The 16664-nt window shown below is 36.7% G+C and carries 18 protein-coding genes; 7 read left to right on the top strand and 11 right to left on the bottom strand.

The window, feature by feature from the left end:
* Positions 1-65: 65 nt before the first annotated feature.
* A complete protein-coding gene (locus FJR05_RS18335) occupies positions 66-806 on the bottom strand; it encodes a hypothetical protein (protein ID WP_168645444.1) in 741 nt (246 codons plus the stop codon).
* Positions 807-1141: 335 nt separating this feature from the next.
* Here FJR05_RS18335 and mreD point away from each other — a divergent pair, with 335 nt between their 5' ends.
* Together mreD and ribD are read left to right on the top strand one after the other, a co-directional pair.
* Positions 1142-1759, top strand: coding sequence for a rod shape-determining protein MreD (gene mreD, locus FJR05_RS18330; RefSeq protein ID WP_168645443.1), 618 nt, complete (start codon positions 1142-1144; stop codon positions 1757-1759).
* A gap of 5 nt (positions 1760-1764) precedes the next feature.
* Positions 1765-2943, top strand: a complete 1179-nt coding sequence (ribD, locus tag FJR05_RS18325) for a bifunctional diaminohydroxyphosphoribosylaminopyrimidine deaminase/5-amino-6-(5-phosphoribosylamino)uracil reductase RibD (protein WP_168645442.1) — start codon at positions 1765-1767, stop codon at positions 2941-2943.
* Between the two features lie 17 nt (positions 2944-2960).
* Here ribD and FJR05_RS18320 read toward each other — a convergent pair whose 3' ends face one another.
* Positions 2961-3179 carry a hypothetical protein gene (locus FJR05_RS18320; protein ID WP_168645441.1) on the bottom strand — a complete coding sequence of 73 codons (219 nt, stop codon included), beginning with the start codon at positions 3177-3179 and terminating at the stop codon, positions 2961-2963.
* Between the two features lie 365 nt (positions 3180-3544).
* Between FJR05_RS18320 and FJR05_RS18315 the strand changes: the two genes are divergently transcribed.
* Positions 3545-5722, top strand: a complete 2178-nt coding sequence (locus FJR05_RS18315) for a DNA phosphorothioation-associated putative methyltransferase (RefSeq protein ID WP_168645440.1) — start codon at positions 3545-3547, stop codon at positions 5720-5722.
* Between the two features lie 51 nt (positions 5723-5773).
* Here FJR05_RS18315 and FJR05_RS18310 read toward each other — a convergent pair whose 3' ends face one another.
* The 6 genes from FJR05_RS18310 to FJR05_RS18285 form a co-directional block, all read right to left on the bottom strand.
* Positions 5774-7087: a Swt1 family HEPN domain-containing protein gene (locus tag FJR05_RS18310; RefSeq protein WP_168645439.1), complete on the bottom strand. Its 1314-nt coding sequence runs from the start codon at positions 7085-7087 to the stop codon at positions 5774-5776.
* A 343-nt stretch (positions 7088-7430) separates the two neighbouring features.
* Entirely contained in the window at positions 7431-7676 is a 246-nt protein-coding gene (locus FJR05_RS18305) for a hypothetical protein (RefSeq protein ID WP_168645438.1), read from the bottom strand.
* Positions 7677-7999: 323 nt separating this feature from the next.
* Entirely contained in the window at positions 8000-8437 is a 438-nt protein-coding gene (locus tag FJR05_RS18300; protein WP_168645437.1) for a PIN domain-containing protein, read from the bottom strand.
* Positions 8437-8700 (bottom strand): prevent-host-death family protein, encoded by a 264-nt coding sequence (locus tag FJR05_RS18295; RefSeq protein WP_168645436.1) that lies wholly within the window; start codon positions 8698-8700, stop codon positions 8437-8439. The genes FJR05_RS18300 and FJR05_RS18295 overlap by 1 nt, the downstream gene beginning before the upstream one ends.
* A 101-nt stretch (positions 8701-8801) precedes the next feature.
* Complete coding sequence (locus FJR05_RS18290) at positions 8802-9383, bottom strand: hypothetical protein (protein WP_174783769.1); 582 nt, start codon at positions 9381-9383, stop codon at positions 8802-8804.
* A 116-nt stretch (positions 9384-9499) separates the two neighbouring features.
* Positions 9500-10483, bottom strand: a complete 984-nt coding sequence (locus FJR05_RS18285) for a Rieske 2Fe-2S domain-containing protein (protein ID WP_168645435.1) — start codon at positions 10481-10483, stop codon at positions 9500-9502.
* Between the two features lie 97 nt (positions 10484-10580).
* On the opposite strand from FJR05_RS18285, the gene FJR05_RS18280 reads away from it, so the two are divergent.
* Entirely contained in the window at positions 10581-11249 is a 669-nt protein-coding gene (locus FJR05_RS18280; RefSeq protein ID WP_168645434.1) for a TetR/AcrR family transcriptional regulator, read from the top strand.
* A gap of 37 nt (positions 11250-11286) precedes the next feature.
* Positions 11287-11856, top strand: coding sequence for a pentapeptide repeat-containing protein (locus FJR05_RS18275; protein ID WP_168645433.1), 570 nt, complete (start codon positions 11287-11289; stop codon positions 11854-11856).
* 105 nt (positions 11857-11961) lie between these two features.
* On the opposite strand, the gene FJR05_RS18270 is transcribed toward FJR05_RS18275, so the two are convergent.
* From FJR05_RS18270 to FJR05_RS18260, 3 genes are all read right to left on the bottom strand, one after another.
* Positions 11962-13065 (bottom strand): hypothetical protein, encoded by a 1104-nt coding sequence (locus FJR05_RS18270; protein WP_168645432.1) that lies wholly within the window; start codon positions 13063-13065, stop codon positions 11962-11964.
* A gap of 34 nt (positions 13066-13099) precedes the next feature.
* Positions 13100-14083: a hypothetical protein gene (locus tag FJR05_RS18265; protein ID WP_168645431.1), complete on the bottom strand. Its 984-nt coding sequence runs from the start codon at positions 14081-14083 to the stop codon at positions 13100-13102.
* A 192-nt stretch (positions 14084-14275) separates the two neighbouring features.
* Complete coding sequence (locus FJR05_RS18260) at positions 14276-14431, bottom strand: hypothetical protein (protein ID WP_168645430.1); 156 nt, start codon at positions 14429-14431, stop codon at positions 14276-14278.
* Positions 14432-14530: 99 nt separating this feature from the next.
* Here FJR05_RS18260 and FJR05_RS18255 point away from each other — a divergent pair, with 99 nt between their 5' ends.
* Both FJR05_RS18255 and FJR05_RS18250 read left to right on the top strand, forming a co-directional pair.
* Positions 14531-15283: a winged helix-turn-helix domain-containing protein gene (locus tag FJR05_RS18255; RefSeq protein ID WP_168645429.1), complete on the top strand. Its 753-nt coding sequence runs from the start codon at positions 14531-14533 to the stop codon at positions 15281-15283.
* A gap of 50 nt (positions 15284-15333) precedes the next feature.
* A complete protein-coding gene (locus FJR05_RS18250; protein WP_168645428.1) occupies positions 15334-16650 on the top strand; it encodes a cell wall metabolism sensor histidine kinase WalK in 1317 nt (438 codons plus the stop codon).
* Positions 16651-16664 lie beyond the last annotated feature (14 nt).

Genomic DNA, 16664 nt, shown 5'->3' with positions numbered 1-16664 from the left:
TCCGTTGTCCGTTGTAAAACTGCTTCCCTGCTCCCTGCTCCCGGTCGGTGAGCGAAGCCGAACCGCTATTCCTCCACCGGGAAAAACTCCTTAGACTTACGAGAATAAGACCAAGCGATACCATCAGGATCACGACTACGACACCACTCGGCAAAATCTGGGTCATTGCGTCGCTTGTAAACCGTACTGGAATAGACATTGAGCCGTTTGGCTAATTCAGATTGGATCAGAGAACCAAAAACTAACTGTTCTTCTAGAGGTTTTCTCACTTCCTCATGGGTAGGAACAGGCTCAGATTCAGGCTCAAGTTTGGATTCCGGTTGAACTTCCTCCTTCTGGGGAATAGGTGGAGGTGGAGCTAAAAACGAACGGGCAATCTTAGTAACTGGTTGAGCGGGAAGTTTTTCTACTAATTCACTACTATCAAGAATATCGCCGAGAATACTGGCATTAATAAAGTAGTACGATTGATCCCCATTTTCTGAATCTAGTACACTAGCACCAAATTCCTTAGCTTTACCATCTAAATAGCGTTTTGCCACCTGTCCCGAAAAATTACCCTTGATTGCCAAATCCATCGGTGTAATTTTGCCCTGGTTTTCCCCAATCAATTCATAAAAAAGTGGGTTAACCTGGTTGCACCACTTTTCCCATCTGTATTGTTGCCAAAGGTTGAAAACCATTAACAGCAGTAAGAGTATGGCTAAGAATTTCCAGGTATTGACCAAAAAAACAATCGCAAACGATATCGGCAAAATTAGAACGAGAAAACTTTTGCCGTAATTTTCTATGGTTTTTTCACTCATGCTGATTTTTTGCCAAGTGAATTTTTACAAAATAATATTTCTATATTGGCAAAAATTTGGACATTTGTTTGTATCTTTTGGCAAAATTGTCGCCAATTATGCGGCAAAAGCCACTGATAAACTAAAAAAGTGACTAATTATATCAGTATATTTTTCCAACTTTTGAGAAATTGATGTGTAGTCAGATTAGGCTCACAAGGATTAAAATTAAGCGATGATATAGCGGTATGCACTTGAATGAAATACAGAATTTACCTAAAAACCATACACCAAAAGACTTTCAACTCTGTTCCCTGTTCCTTACTGTATAATAATCAATCAATAATCATAAAAATATGAAGATACCTGGATTTACCAGTAACAGAGATAAAAAATCAACTTCAACTAGACGAAAATCCTATTTTCTGATTCCCCCATTAGCGCTTTGGCATCCTTGGTGGCATCAATTTATGGATTGGATGGTAATATTTTTAACTGTAATGTTATGCTTGCTAATGTTGCCAACTCGTCTTCCTGGAATGGAATTATTAGGCATTGGTCCTAACTGGCTACTCATTTGGGTTGTGGCTTGGAGTGTCAATCGCTCAGTATTTTCGGGTCTGCTGTCCGGGATCATTTTGGGACTATTGCAAGATGCCATGACATCACCAAATCCTACTCATGCCTTGGGTTTGGGAATTGTGGGAATGTTAACAGCCCTGATGCAAAAACAGCGGTTTATTCAAGAAGACTTTATTTCTATCGCTTTAATTGTATTTGTGATGGCTGTGGTGGCAGACACTATTTTTGCTTTCCAGTTATCTTGGGAAGGAAATCGTCATGCAGCCAGTATTTGGACATATTACCAGCGGGCGACCTTAGCTTCGGCAATTCTTAGTAGTTTGTGGGCGCCTGTGGTTTATTATCCTCTTAATCGCTGGTGGCAGCAGATGAAATTAATTCGTAATTCGTAAGTCAAATGGATAATTTTCCAGGAGTCTCTCCAGCATCTACATCCTTACCTGAAAACCATCAATTTGCACAGCCTGTAGTCCCGGAATTAGTAGTTAATGACTTTGATTCGCGGATGATGCTACGGTGCGTAGAATTAGCTCGCATGGCGTTGGGATACACTTCACCAAATCCCCTGGTGGGGGCGGTAGTTGTCCAGAATGGGGAAATTGTGGGAGAAGGTTTTCATCCCCGTGCTGGTGAACCTCACGCTGAGGTTTTTGCTCTTAGAGCAGCGGGAGAACGGGCGCGAGGAAGCACTATTTATGTGAGTCTTGAGCCTTGTAATCACTATGGACGGACTCCTCCCTGTTCGGAAGGATTAATCAATGCTGGTGTGTCTAGGGTGGTGGTAGGAATGGTTGATCCTAATCCCTTGGTAGCAGGTGGTGGGATTGCACGGCTGAGGGCTGCGGGAATCGAAGTGGTAGTTGGAGTTGAGGAAGCGGCTTGTCGGCGTTTAAATGAAGGATTTATTCATCGCATTCTCTATCAACGACCTTTAGGTATTCTGAAATATGCTATGACTTTAGATGGTAAGATTGCCACTACTGCTGGTCATAGTGCTTGGGTAACAAATCAAGATGCTCGCACTGAGGTGTATCAATTGCGAGCGGCTTGTGATGCGGTGATTGTTGGTGGAAATACAGTGAGAAAAGATAATCCTTTCTTGACTAGCCATCAAGTTGCCGCTCATAATCCTCTACGAGTGGTGATGAGTCGTAGCCTGAATTTACCAGAACAGGCTTTTCTATGGGATACTCAGGAAGCTCCAACTTTGGTTGTAACGGAAGTTGGCAGTTCACAGGCTTTTCAAAAAATGCTGCGGTCAAAGGGGGTGGAAGTTGTGGAATTTAGCTCCCTCACACCAGAAGCAGTTATGGGTTATTTATATGAGCGCGGGTTTTGTAGCGTGCTATGGGAATGTGGTGGTATTTTAGCAGCTAGTGCGATCGCTCAAGGCGCTGTCCAAAAAATTATGGCATTTATTGCCCCCAAAATTATTGGTGGAGATCATGCTCCTACACCTGTGGGAGACTTGGGTTTAACCAGTATGACTGAAGCGTTACCCTTGGAGCGGGTAAGTTGGCGGATTGTCGGTAATGATTGTTTAGTGGAAGGTTATTTACCGTCAAAAATTCAATAATCAGCACAACCAGTCCACTATGACTGTTGGCGTTCATAAGCTAAATCACGAATCAAACTCAACCGAGATTGAATGTAATCACACAAGAAATCAGTTTCATGGGGATCTAAAAAAGCTTGATTAGTTATTTGTTTCACCAACCACTGCACCAAACTAGCATCATCAAGCTGTAATAGTGTTACTGTGTGGGTGGCTTCAACGATAGACCAAAGCTGACGCATGATAGTTGGAGTCATTAGACCTCTATTTAATCATTAGTTTAGTTCTTTTCAGATTACACAATTCTCATATTAACTGACTGCATAAATCTACAACTAGATATAACTATTATTAAAAATTTAATAAATGACCAAATGTTTTGCTGAAAATTAAGAAATGTCAAGTTATATGAATTAACTTAATTTTACTTAACTAAGACCACAATTTGTCATCAATGAACGTTATTTTTTGTTGTGTTTTACTCTTTTTACGAAAAAAATGATAAACAATGGTTTGAACTGTTTTTACTTTAGTTTCAAAGTTTATTAACTTCCAATTTCAGATTTTTTGTACTAAGGTAAATGTAACCAGGTTATCTATATTTTTACAAGATGACAAAGTAATGGTTCAACCTGACAACATAAGGAATGCAGTTGAGGAAAACCTCTCAACGTTTCATTCTATTGATATAAATAACATACATCAATGTTGCCAAAACAATCCTGTTGGCAAAATGTTACCTGATGCCTTTTACATTCACATTTTAGCTTTACATACTCTTGATCCTTGGCTTCAGGAATATGAAAGCCGCGCCCGTACTTGTAGTGAGCGAAGTCGAAATAGTGCCTTACCTAAAGTTCAGGTGGCAACCATAGTCAAGTTTAGCACAAACAAACCTAAGATATCCTATCTATTTTATCCTGATTTTGATACTGATCCTCATCCGGCTTTACAAGCTAGTATTCAGGTTGACGTAGAAACTCTAGAAGTTGGTTATCGGGATTATAGCGATTCAGAAAATCCCCCCATTCTGCACCGCAAAGAGACTTTTGTGACTCCAGAATATCCCCTCTATGAGGAGTTTGCCGCTTTGACTCGCGCTCAAGTTGCTTTAGGTTTGCTTAATCATCCTAAAGGAATTGGTACTAAGTTGGGTTGGGAACAAAGGTTACAAGTTTTTGGAGTGGAGGTGCAAGGACATCGCTTAATTAAACGGGAAGGTGGTTCTACAGCTACAAATATAGTTCCCAAAATAGACCGTCACAAAGCCGCAATTATTCGCCCTGATTTGTCTCGTCCTGTGCGGTTAGCTTTGGAATTGGGCTTATTTAGTCCAGAAACCACCTTTTTTGATTATGGTTGTGGACATGGTGGAGATGTTAACCGCATTGCTGAACATGGTTATACAAGTTGTGGTTGGGACCCTTATTACTCGCCAGATACGCCGAAAATAGCTGCGGATATTGTCAATATTGGTTTTGTCATCAATGTGATTGAAAATCAGAGCGAGCGCCGGGAAGCCTTAATTCAAGCTTGGGAACTAACTCAAAAGGTGTTGCTAGTAGCTGCTCAAGTGTTGATATCTGATATTAAGCGGGGTGTAATCGCTTATGGAGATGGCATTATTACTAACCGCAACACATTTCAGAAATATTATGAGCAGGAAGAATTAAAAATTTACATTGACCAAGTGTTAGGAGTTGATGCAATTCCTGTGGCTTTGGGGGTGTATTTTGTGTTTCGAGATGAGGCTGAAGCGGAGTTATTTCGTGCTTCTCGCTTCCGTTCCCGCGCGACTACTCCCAAAATCCGTCTTTGTGTAAAACGGTTTGAGGAACATCAGGAATTATTAACGCCGCTGATGAATTTTATGACGGAACGGGGCAGAATGCCTATTAAGGGAGAATTACCTCAAGAATCGGCAATTGTTCAGGAATTTGGGAGTTTACGCCGGGCGTTTAATACCATTATACAGGCAACTGACTCGGAAGAATGGCAAGCGATCGCCGACAAACGCCGTCAAGATTTAATGGTTTATTTAGCCTTGTGCAATTTTAGCCGTCGTCCCCGATTAGGACAATTAACCCCCGCAGTACAAGAGGATATTCTGGGCTTATATAGTAGTTATAAACAAGCCTGTTTAGATGCTGACCAAATGTTACGCAGCTTGGGAAATACAGAACTTATTATCAAACGTTGTCAAGAAAGCAAAGTTGGTAAAAAATTACCTAATTCCCTTTGGGTTCACATTTCTGCATTACAAGCAGTTGACCCCTTATTACGTCTTTATGAAGGTTGCGCTAGTCGCACTCTTGGACGGTTAGAAGAAGCAAATGTGATTAAATTCCATCTAAAAACACCCAAAATTTCTTATTTATTTTATCCTGATTTTGATATTAATCCTCATCCCATTTTATCAAAAGTCATGACAATTGATTTGCGAGATTTGCACGTTACTTATCAAGATTATGATCTAGAAGATGATCCCCCAATTTTACACCAAATAGATGCTTTAGTTACTCCCGATTATCCCCAATATGAGAAATTTGCTAAATTAACTCGTCAAGAAGAAGATAGAGGACTCTTCGATAATTGGAAAAGTATTAGTCGTCTTTCTGGCTGGAAAAAATGTTTAAAGGAAAATTATACTGTAATCAATGGTTACAAGTTAGGTTGGTGTAAGGATGTGGATGCTTATAAGTTGAAGCTTCTTAAAGCTGCTGCGAAGACCCGACAAAGAAATAGGTTAAAGTTACTGAATTCTAAAGAGGGTGAGATTTTGGAGGAGTCTAAAATTTAACCCTCATAACTTTTCAAATACAATCTAACTGGTACTGTAGAATAATCTGTATTATTCTACTAACTTAATTGCAGTTGTATCCTTATCTCCATAAGGATTTGGAATTTTATAAGATTCAATTTTTCCTTTATCTATTAAAAGATTAATTAGAGAATGAGATGAATTATATGAATATCCTTGTTCTCCTAGATAATCTCTAACAAAATACTTTAAACCAACAAATTGTTTTTGTTTTAAACATTCTTTAAGATTGTAAATCAATTTTTCTTCACTTAGAATAGATAAAGATAGTTTAGGCTTAATATTATTTTCAGGAATTATTGATTGTGTAAAATTTTCTTCTATATCTTCATTAATGTTTATTACTGGGTCTTCTGATTGTTGATCTTCTAGCTCTTCTTTCTCTCTTTCATTTCTTACTTTTACCAAAGTTTCTATATCTGAAATACTCAAAATTAAAGCATCAATACTAGTATCAGCATTATTGATTATATTTATTAACTCATCACAAAGCTGATTTGCTAAATCCAAATCTTTCTGAAAGAAATAATTGTTATGTGCTACCTTATTTCTAATTTTACTTAATTTTTCCCATTTATTTCCAAAATCTTTTTGTTCAAACGTATCTTTAAAATATTTTGTAAAATTTCCTTCTAAAACTTCGAGTTTTAAACTATCTAAATCTTCTGCTATTCTAATTTTATCAATAATATCTTCTGTTTTTGTAAATAATGAGGATTGGCTATAAATTATTCTACCTAATTGATCAAAATTTAATAATGTGACATTAGCTATTACCCTTGAGGGACTAGTAAATACGTCTTCATTCTTTTTTTGGTTATTTGCTTTCTCTCTAGTGTCTTTAGAAACAGCAATTGACCACCAATCAGTACCAATTTTCGTAATAAAAAACTTCACAATATATTTTCTCAATAATGTTTCAATGTTATTTATTAAAGGATATATATCAAGTGCTATTTTATTAGAAACATCATCTATTAATATTTGTCTATGGTTAAACTGCATATCTTTTAATTGTTCAATAAACTTTAATCTAAACGGTTCAAGATTATCAAAATCTCCTTCAACAATAATATAGTAAGCAGATGAAGAACGACCTCCTGTAACCATTTTGCTTATGTCAAAAGGCTGAATAGATATATTTATATTTCCGATATTGTCACAAATTTTAAGACAATCATCTGAAATTATAGGTTCGCTCTTCCACAATTTTTCAATAGTTGATAAAGACCGAATAAAATTTTTAGGTTTAGAGAATTTGACTTTTTCTAGTTCGTCAATACAAAGTAATTCAAATTTATATAGCATTTCTTTACTTTTTGAAAAGAACAATTCTGTAAGCAATAAATTAAGTAGTTATACAAAATTAATTACACAATGTCATTGCGAATGGCCTGTTTACGAAGTATGAAGTGAGACATAGTGGAATCAAGCAATCGCAATGACTATAAATACTTTTGTTTAATTACTTATTAGTTCAGTATACATTATTTAACTATACAGTCAATTAATTCAGAACACATAATATAGTTATATATACATCAGGTATAAAACAATATAGTTTAGTCAACTAAATCTCAAGAGATTGAAACTATTGAAATTTCCTTACCTTGGAAAGTCCACATAGAAATAGATATAGCAACTTTGCTATATCTATGAAAACTAGCTTTAAAGCATTTTGTTAAATCTATTTATATCCTTTCCTCGTTTCTTCAAGAGACTTATCTACTATCTCTCGGAATACACGCATTGCTATTCCTTTATTTCTTTCTAGTGGTGTTTGCATATCTGATGGAATTGAAGTATAAGTAGTCTCTGTTCCATAATCAGAAATTACAGTAAGTAACTGATGTTTCATGTTAACGGTATATCGTCCTTCATAAGTTGTTCCATTAATTTCGATACTAATATCTGCTGTTAATAGTTCAGACATTTAATAACACTCTGTTTGTAACTACTTTAAAAATAAAACAGAATGAGAAAAAATGCCAGTTCATATAAGATACTTTTTAAAGTCTGGTGAATAAAAACCGTAGGTAAGGCGAAATTGCTCTCTATGTAAATAATATATCAAACGATAAATTTATTTAAATCTTATATATAAAGCTTTATTATTCAAATGATTCTTGAAGATCGTGGCGCTCAGTTAAAATAATTAAAACCACTTATTCAGATAAATAGCCATGAAATTATTAATTGACTATAAGATTATTTTGCGACCCGACGATAATGGAACATTTATTTGGAAAGAAGAATTTATTCATTGAAGAAAATTTCAATATTCTTGGTTCGCCATGTAGCAATACCAGTGCCAAAAAAATCCTGATCCTCCGTCCAAATTGGACAGCCAAAAGCAAGAGCTAAAGCAACAATTGACCAATCTTTCTCATCTCGCTCACGGATACGATTTAAAGCCTCTTGCCTAAAACCGCCGTAAATGTCTTCCCCTATTTCAGTTACAAGCTGTTTAAGATCATTCAGAGTAGCTACAGCTTCTTGCTCTTGAAGAGGATTGATTTGACGCTTGCGTACGATATTAGGAATATGAAAAGCAACCTCACCATAACAAACTTCTGGAGTGCAAAAAAGTATCTTATCCGTGTGTTCCGAAATTAAAGAAAATGTTCTTATTCCTAGAACTGCACGCAGTAAAATATTCGCATCAAGAACAATAATCTTTGCTGTTTTTGTCATTAATAGCTCTGCTTTCTAAACTCTTGAAAATCAGCAATAATATCATCCTCAGTGAGTCCTTTTTCCGCCAACATATTACTGAGCTTGGTAACAGCTTGCCTTAAAGACTCTATATCTTTTTTTTGAGGTTGCGCTTGAGCAGGAATATAATAACCAATTGTCTCCCCATGAGACGTTAAAGCAATGGGTTCTTGATTTTCTTTTGTATACTTATACAGACGCGCTCTAAACTCACGAATGCCGACGGTGGGGATAGTTGACATAGATTTTATTTTTGTGTACACTTATGTACATAATAGCAAAAAATTATCTAATTTGCAAAAAATATTATTAAATAAAAATATCCAGCAGCAATTCATCACTCCTAAATTATTTCCTTTGCTAGTTTTATCCAGTCTTCAAGTCCTTTTTTGGTGGGTATTCCTGAGTTATTAAATGTCCAAATATCTCTTTTATGTTGTTGTCCATAACTAATATGAATTGGTTGGTTATGACTATAAAAATAGAGGGAATCAAAGGTTAGTTTTGCTTGTAATATCCATTCTACTAATTCTGTACTCGGTAAATCTGTAATTAGAAAATCGCAAGCAGCACCTAATCTTTCACAATAATATTTACCGTTTTTGTTGATTTCATAGCTAATATGTTGGTCGAGATGAGGAGCGACACGCCCATTTTTTTCCCCTGTAACTGGGTCTTTTTTCTCTAGATACTTTTTTAAGTATGGAGAACAAAAACCGTAGGTAAGTTTAAATTTTTCTCTACCAAAATAATCTATCACTGGGTCAATGATAAATTTGTTTAAATCCTGTAATGCGGGAATTACTTCTGGTAAATTTTGTGGATAGGGGTTGATATTTTGAGCATATTTATGATAGGTTTGAGTGCAGGTACAAAATTCTTCTAAAGTTAGATATTTTCCTAATTTTATTTCTTTTATATTCATAAGGTATTTATTAAAAATATATTCTGATTTCTATTTAAATCTTTATTTGGGAAGTATAGAGACGTTCCCTCAAACATCTCTAAATGGTTATTTTTGAGTTTTGTTTTATTTATAATTTATCGAGATAGATTTGGTTCAACAATCATTGGAAAATTAGTAAAATTGCGTTTTGCCCAATCCATGCCAATTTCGTTACTCATTTTTATATTTTGAGGGATGTTGGTGTAGAGTTTACCCAAAATATCAACATCTTGTTCAACAATTACTTCTGCTAATCTAACAAAATTCTTTTTAACTAAATGGGCAATAGGATGTTTGGCTTTACCATAAACTAAAACATAGGTGCGAGTATGTGTTTCTGATTCGGGAATGAAAAAATGAATTTGTTTAACACTGGCAACAGGACTTTCACCATGTACAATTATAGAGAAAGGAAATAAATTTTCTAAATGGGCGTTAATTTTATTTGGTATAGCTAATAATCCGGGATTTTTGAGTAAGTCGTTGAATTTAGTTTGCTTTCTAATTAAGTCAAAATAAGCATGAGAGTGATGTCCGTTGTCAATAAATTTTTTAAATTGTACTTCTGCGATTTCAAATAGAGGACGGTGTGTACCATTTTGATGATCATAGTCGTGCATATTTAGCAGCATTGTCAACAGTTCGGTTTTCACGCTGAAGTTTTTGGTATGTCCAATAAATTCATATTCGGCGGCAAAATTTGTGAAAATTGTTGGGATAGAAATTTTGGCTTCATATCCGCCATAAGTCCAAATAAAATCACCTTGAATAATTAATTCTAAGGGTTTGATTAAAGATTTTGTTTGCTTGTTACTATTGGGTAATACTGTACAACCATTGCTATCAAATTCTAAAGCATGAAATGGACAAACTACGTTACTACTTCCATCTGCTTTGGTCACACACCAACCTTCGGAAAGCATTGCACCTAAATGAGGACAGGCATTAGGTAAGCAGCTAATTTTACCAACTCTATCTAGCCACATTACGTAGTCATTTCCGTATAGAGAAACTTTAAAAGTCTGATTTGGCTTGAGCATGGAGCGATGAGCCAATAGCCAGGGTGCGCCTTGTAGCATGATTATAAAATCCTATGATTTAATTAACTAATTTTTTAATTAGTTTAACGAGTTAGTCAGATAGCTGTCAACTCTTGTTACACTAGACAAGCAAAATATGTCTGAAAACGCTGTGGTGAAGTTTGTTAAGAATGAGGAAGTTGCTAAATCTGTGGGTCAGGTACGAGATGCAAAGGTGACGCAGAAGCAAATTCTTGATGCAGCGGAGATGGAGTTTGCGAAACATGGGTTGAAGGGAGCGCGGTTGAGTGCGATCGCTGATCGTGCGAAAATTACCACAGCGATGATACATTACTACTTTGAGAATAAAGAAGGTCTATACAAAGCGGTTTTGCAGCGTCCGATTAATCAGCTAGAATTAGTAGTAGGTCAAATGAACCTTGACTATTTGCACCCAGAAGAAGCGTTAAAGGAAATTATCCGGTGTGCGATCGCTTATGAAGCAACTTATCCCCATCGGCAGATGCTGTGGTTTCAAGAAGCGATTCAAAATCAGGGATTGTATTTTAAGCAAGTTAACCCTGGTAGTCTATATGCACCACTGCTAAAAGTTCTAGAAAGGGGAATAGAACAGGGCTGTTTCCGTCCACTAGACCCATTTTTAACTCTGACTCATTTAATTAGTGTCTGCATTTTCTATTTTGTAGTCCAAGAAAACTGGAAGCATCTGACACCAGAGATAGATCGCCTCAGTCCAGAAATGATAGAAAAACATACAGAAGGTGCGATCGCCCTAATTTTAAACGGTGTTAAGCAAACACCATAAATCTAGTGTTCCCACTAAGTACGAGAACTAAAAAAATATGAACGTTCAAGAACTTTTAGATAGGTACGCAACAGGAGAAAGAAGCTTTAACTGTATTGCTTTACCAGGAGCGAATCTCCAAGGAGTCAACTTGGGTGGTGTAGACTTCGGCAGAGCAGATTTAAGTGGAGCTAATCTGACAGCAGCTTCTTTAAGTGGAGCTAACTTGAGTAAAGCAAATCTTCAAGGAGCAAAATTAGAAAGAGCGCATTTATCTGAAGTGATTCTTTGTGGTGCTAATTTAACTCAAGCTATATTAAAGACGGCGCATTTAAATGAATCCGATCTCAGCGGAGCGCTGTTAAGTGGTGCTAATTTGTGTGATGCTAATTTACACATGGCATCAATTTCCTCTGCAAACTTGCAGGGTGCAAACCTCAGTGGTGCAAAAATGGGAGGTGTAAGAATGTGGAAAGCAAACTTACAAGGTGCGGACTTGAGTGGTGCAGATTTAAGCGAGGCTAATTTATGCGAGGTGAATTTAACTGGAGCTAATTTAGATGATACAGATATGAGTGAAACTTTCCTAACTGGAGCAATTATGCCTGATGGTAGCATACATAGTTAACTGATTTTAACCCACGAAGGTGGGTTTTGTCTGTGTAGCCGCGACTTCTAGTCGCCAGGATATAAGGTGCGTTACGCTTGGCTAACACACCCTACAGGTTAAATCTTATTTAGCTTTTGCTTGGCTTTTAGCCTGTTCTAAGGCTATTTCTTTCATAGCTTGATAGGAATTGACATTGGAACTGCCTTCAATAGCCTTAACTGCCAAATCCTGAACTTGTTTGAGGGCGGATTCTAGTTGTCTGGAAAGGTTTTCTAGTCGGGTTTGTTGATTAGTAATTGTCTGTTCTGAAGATTGTAATCTTTGCTCGTAAAAACGTTTTTGTCCTTCTACTTCTTTCGCATACAAATCTGATTTTACTTTAGCTTGATAGGTAGCAATACCTTTACCTTCTTCAGTGGCTTTTTTGAGAGCAGTTTCTTTATCTTTAGGAAATGCTTCTACTTTAGCTTTCAATTCTGCAAATTCTTTTTCTCTGTCAGCAATTGTTTTTTCTCGTTCACTCCATTGTTTTTCTGTGGTTTCTTTCTCCTCTTCTAGTTGGTTATTTAATAGCTTTTGTTCCTGTGCATATTCATCACTTGCTAACTTACGTTGCAGTTCTAAATCATATTTATATTCTGCTGAATCTCGTTGTCGTGTGCGGTTGAGGTTTTCATTGCGTTCTTTAATAGTTCTTTGATATTCTTCCTGTTCTTTTTGCCAATTATTATTCAGTTCTAAAACCTCTTGGGATAAAACTTCATAGCTTTGACTGTATTCCTCCTGATAAGCTTTTTCGTTATCTTCGTAGGTTTGAATCAAAGTATCTAAAATATCTTCAGAAACTTCCAAATTATGTAATTGAGATAATTGAGAAATTTCTTCTTGTACAACTTGTTGAATTTCTGATAATCTAGCAGCCTTTGTTGTAAGTTGTTCTGATAATTCATTCGCAGCACTACCAAATCCTAGCTGAATATTAGCAAGACTTTGAATGGTATTATTCATTTTTTGTTGAATAGTAGTAGATTGAGTCATAGCTATTTTAGGTTCTGGTTTAGATTCTGGTTTAGATTCTGGTTTTGGTTGTTCTTTGGTTGCAGGAGGCTTTTCTGTGGGTTTTTGTTCTAGTTGAGATTTGAGCGCTGCTTGTTCTTTCACTAATTCTTCATAAGCTTGGAGAATTTCGGCTTTTGTATTTTTATCAGTTGGTTTTTTAGTTGCCATTATTCACCTCAAAATTATTCAAATTGTTAGTTTTCTATTTATTTGTGGAACTATCAAAGGCTCTCATTGCTAAATCTTGAGCCTGTTTGAGTGCAGTTTGTAATTGAGCCGCAATTCCTTCAATTTGCTCAGTTTGTTTGACAATTGTTTCTTCCAAAGATGTAATTTTTAATTCATAACTCTGTTTAGTTGATTCCCATTCTTTCTCAAATAAGTCAACTTCAACTTTAGCTTTTTGGCTGGTTTCCTTAATCGCATCTTCTCTAGCTTTTTTAACCGCTTCTTCCAATTCAGTGGGAAATTTCACAGCCTGTTGTTGATATTCGGTAAATAATTTTTGATTATCGGTTAAAAATTTCTCTCTTTCAGTCCAATCTTTCTGTTTTTGTTGAGTAGTTTCGGCAATTTCTCTTTCTAAATTACGTTTTTTAGCCTCATAGGCATCTGTTGTCAGTTTCTGAGTAGTGGCTAATTTATATTCATATTCTTCCTGTTCTTGCTGTCTATCCCTAGCTAATAAATCATTATAGGTTTGTAGTTTTTCTGTAAATTCTATTTGTTCTTTTTGCCATTCTTTCCTTCTGGTTGCTGCTTCTTTTTCTAAAGCTTCTTTTCTATTTGCTGTCTCCTGTTCAAGAATTTTTAATTTTTCTTGATGTTCTTGAGTGAAAATATCTAAGGTATCAGCAACGATTCTAATTTGTCTGAGTTCTTGTAGTTTTTGAGTTTCAATCTCTATGGCTCTATTTAATTCATCTAATTTAGTATTTTCTTGAGCTAATTTTTCTGCCAGTGCATTGACAATGCTGCCAAATTCTAACTGTAAATCCGCTAAACCTTTAACAATACTATCAATGGTGTAGGTGGAAGCTGCGGCGATAATTTCCTGGTTTTTTACTTTTTCAGCTTCTTCCTGTTTAGTAGCTATTTTGGCATCTAGCTTTTTTCTGTCAGCACGAATTTGTTGAAAGGATTGTACTAATTGTTGTTTGTTGTCTTTAACTGCACCTGTTGTCATATTTCCACTTCCTTGAATTAACTCTTGAATTAACTAATTATCTTCTTCACTTAAATGAAATCCAAAATTTACGGATTTATATACTTGAAAAGGCCATAATTTGGGTTTTTACATCCATATATCACCTTTAAGGAACGCAAATTTAATAACTTGCAATTCTGGTTTAACCTGGAATGGTGCGTTACGCTGTCGCTAACACACCCTACTTTTGCTTCTTCTTCCTGACTCCTGACTCCTGACTCCTGACTCCTGACTCCTGACTCCTGACTCCTCTTCATAGTATTTTTGTACTAAAACTGTAATTGACAACTCTGCGGTTGTCAAGGGGGATGACAGGATTACTGACACAAAAATTTACAATTAACGCAAATACAAAGAAAATTAAAATAAATCTATGATTGGTATGATTTATAATATACTAGGCTTTGTTATACACTGAAAAAGTTAATGTATACCAGTGAATTAGCTAAGTATTCTGCCAGGGCAGATATTGGACAAACAAGCCGTATTCTCGTAGTCGAAGACGAAGAACTAATTCGGGAAATGTTAGTTGTAGCCTTGGAAGGGGAAGGTTATGAGGTAATTATTGCTAGTGATGGCAGAACGGCGATAGAATATCTGAAAAATTGTGAAGATAATTCTGAAGAAATGTCTTTGGATTTGGTGCTGTTAGATTTGATGTTACCGCAAATTAATGGTCTAGATATTTGCCGTTTTTTGCGCCACCAGGGCAACTCAGTACCAATTTTGATGTTGAGTGCTAAAGGTAGTGAAACTGACCGAGTGCTGGGCTTGGAGGTGGGTGCTGATGACTATTTGACGAAACCGTTTAGTATGCGAGAATTGGTGGCACGGTGTCGGGCGTTACTTCGTCGTCAACGTTTAAGTGCATTGCCACAAGTTCCGGTTCTCAAGCACAAAGATATCACTTTAAATGCTCAGGAGTGTCGGGTAACTGTACGTGGAGAAGAGGCGAATTTGTCTCCGAAGGAGTTCCGGCTGTTAGAATTATTTATGAGTTATACCCGACGGGTATGGTCACGGGAACAGTTGTTGGATCAAATATGGGGTCCAGATTTTGTGGGGGATAGCAAAACTGTGGATGTTCATATTCGCTGGCTACGGGAAAAGCTGGAGGAAGATCCTAGTCATCCAGAATATATTGTAACTGTGAGGGGTTTTGGTTACAGATTTGGGTGATTGGTGAAGATAGTTGTTAGTTTTGAATCATACACCAACTAACGACTTCTATGCTTTTTTTGGGATTTTTGCTGGGTTTAGTTGTCGGCCTTGGTTTTTGGGTTTGGCAACAGGTTCACCTGAACTGGTATTTAGAGCAATTATTGCAACCGTTAAATTCTCGTTCCCATAATATCAATAATATTAAGTTGCTGCTAAGACCTCGCTTACGGCAGGATATGTTTATGGTGAATAAACAACGACAGGATTTGCAGCAATCATTGTCTATGTATAAGGAGTTGCTAGATTTTGCACCTGTGGGATATTTGCAGGTAGATGAGGAAAATCAACTGCTATGGTGCAATCAGCAAGCGCGAGAAATTTTATATCTTCAAAGGTGGCAGCCAGGACAGGTGCGTTTGTTGTTAGAGTTGGTGCGGTCTTATGAATTAGATCAGTTAATTGAACAAACTCGTGATTGGCAAAAGCCACAGGTGCAGGAATGGGTTTTTCATCCTTCTTGTGAGGATGCTAGGGAGATGACAGCGGTAAAATCTATGTTGTTGCGGGCTTCTAGTTTACCTCTGACAACGGGACAGGTGGGGGTATTTTTGGAAAATTGCCAATCTGTGCTAGATATGAAGCAGGAACGCGATCGCTCTTTTTCTGATTTAGCCCATGAACTGCGAACACCGCTTACGGCTATTCGTTTGGTGGTGGAAACTCTGCAAACCCGTCTAGAACCACCTTTAGACCGTTGGGTTAATAGGCTGATGCAAGAAGTTGACCGACTGATTAATTTGGTGCAAAGTTGGTTGGAACTGACGCAAATGGAAAATAATCCCACCATGCAGTTAAATTTAGAAATGGTGGAAGTGCGATCGCTAATCCTCTCAGCATGGGAAACTCTAGAACCAATTGCCCAACGTCAGTCTTTGAGTATCAACTATACTGGACTAGAAAACATCTACATTCAAGCAGATAAATCTCAACTTTATCAAGTATTTGTCAACTTGCTAGATAATAGCATTAAATATAGTCCCCCTCAAACCACTATTGACGTTGAAACTCACATAATTTCTACTGATAACGGTCCCATGTTGGAAATCAATATTGTTGACTCCGGTGTTGGCTTTGCTGTTGCCGATTTACCTCATGTATTTGAACGCTTTTATCGCGGAGACAAAGCTCGATATCGTTCACAAGTTGAAGTCAATTCAACAACGGGAATTGCTGGTACTGGATTAGGTTTAGCAATTGTCCAGCAAATAATTATTGCCCATAATGGTGCAATTAAAGCCATGAACCATCCAGAAACAGGTGGGGCGTGGCTTCAACTGCAATTCTCTCAGATCATGACAAATACACCTAGCCAAGACTATAGTTAATAAAATATATACAC

This window comes from Dolichospermum sp. UHCC 0259, assembly GCF_009711935.1.
Classification (GTDB): domain Bacteria; phylum Cyanobacteriota; class Cyanobacteriia; order Cyanobacteriales; family Nostocaceae; genus Dolichospermum.
Note: the sequence above shows the minus strand (reverse complement) of the source record. Positions and strands in the feature narration are given on the sequence as shown.

Coding starts and splice junctions, on each gene's coding strand:
- FJR05_RS18295 (WP_168645436.1), bottom strand. CDS start 8,700: ATGTCAACTATCCCCACCGTCGGCATTCGTGAGTTTAGAGCGCGTCTG.
- FJR05_RS18305 (WP_168645438.1), bottom strand. CDS start 7,676: ATGTCTGAACTATTAACAGCAGATATTAGTATCGAAATTAATGGAACA.
- FJR05_RS18320 (WP_168645441.1), bottom strand. CDS start 3,179: ATGACTCCAACTATCATGCGTCAGCTTTGGTCTATCGTTGAAGCCACC.
- FJR05_RS18315 (WP_168645440.1), top strand. CDS start 3,545: ATGGTTCAACCTGACAACATAAGGAATGCAGTTGAGGAAAACCTCTCA.
- FJR05_RS18290 (WP_174783769.1), bottom strand. CDS start 9,383: ATGAATATAAAAGAAATAAAATTAGGAAAATATCTAACTTTAGAAGAA.
- ribD (WP_168645442.1), top strand. CDS start 1,765: ATGGATAATTTTCCAGGAGTCTCTCCAGCATCTACATCCTTACCTGAA.
- FJR05_RS18270 (WP_168645432.1), bottom strand. CDS start 13,065: ATGGCAACTAAAAAACCAACTGATAAAAATACAAAAGCCGAAATTCTC.
- FJR05_RS18280 (WP_168645434.1), top strand. CDS start 10,581: ATGTCTGAAAACGCTGTGGTGAAGTTTGTTAAGAATGAGGAAGTTGCT.
- FJR05_RS18255 (WP_168645429.1), top strand. CDS start 14,531: ATGTATACCAGTGAATTAGCTAAGTATTCTGCCAGGGCAGATATTGGA.
- mreD (WP_168645443.1), top strand. CDS start 1,142: ATGAAGATACCTGGATTTACCAGTAACAGAGATAAAAAATCAACTTCA.
- FJR05_RS18285 (WP_168645435.1), bottom strand. CDS start 10,483: ATGCTACAAGGCGCACCCTGGCTATTGGCTCATCGCTCCATGCTCAAG.
- FJR05_RS18335 (WP_168645444.1), bottom strand. CDS start 806: ATGAGTGAAAAAACCATAGAAAATTACGGCAAAAGTTTTCTCGTTCTA.
- FJR05_RS18275 (WP_168645433.1), top strand. CDS start 11,287: ATGAACGTTCAAGAACTTTTAGATAGGTACGCAACAGGAGAAAGAAGC.
- FJR05_RS18250 (WP_168645428.1), top strand. CDS start 15,334: ATGCTTTTTTTGGGATTTTTGCTGGGTTTAGTTGTCGGCCTTGGTTTT.
- FJR05_RS18300 (WP_168645437.1), bottom strand. CDS start 8,437: ATGACAAAAACAGCAAAGATTATTGTTCTTGATGCGAATATTTTACTG.
- FJR05_RS18265 (WP_168645431.1), bottom strand. CDS start 14,083: ATGACAACAGGTGCAGTTAAAGACAACAAACAACAATTAGTACAATCC.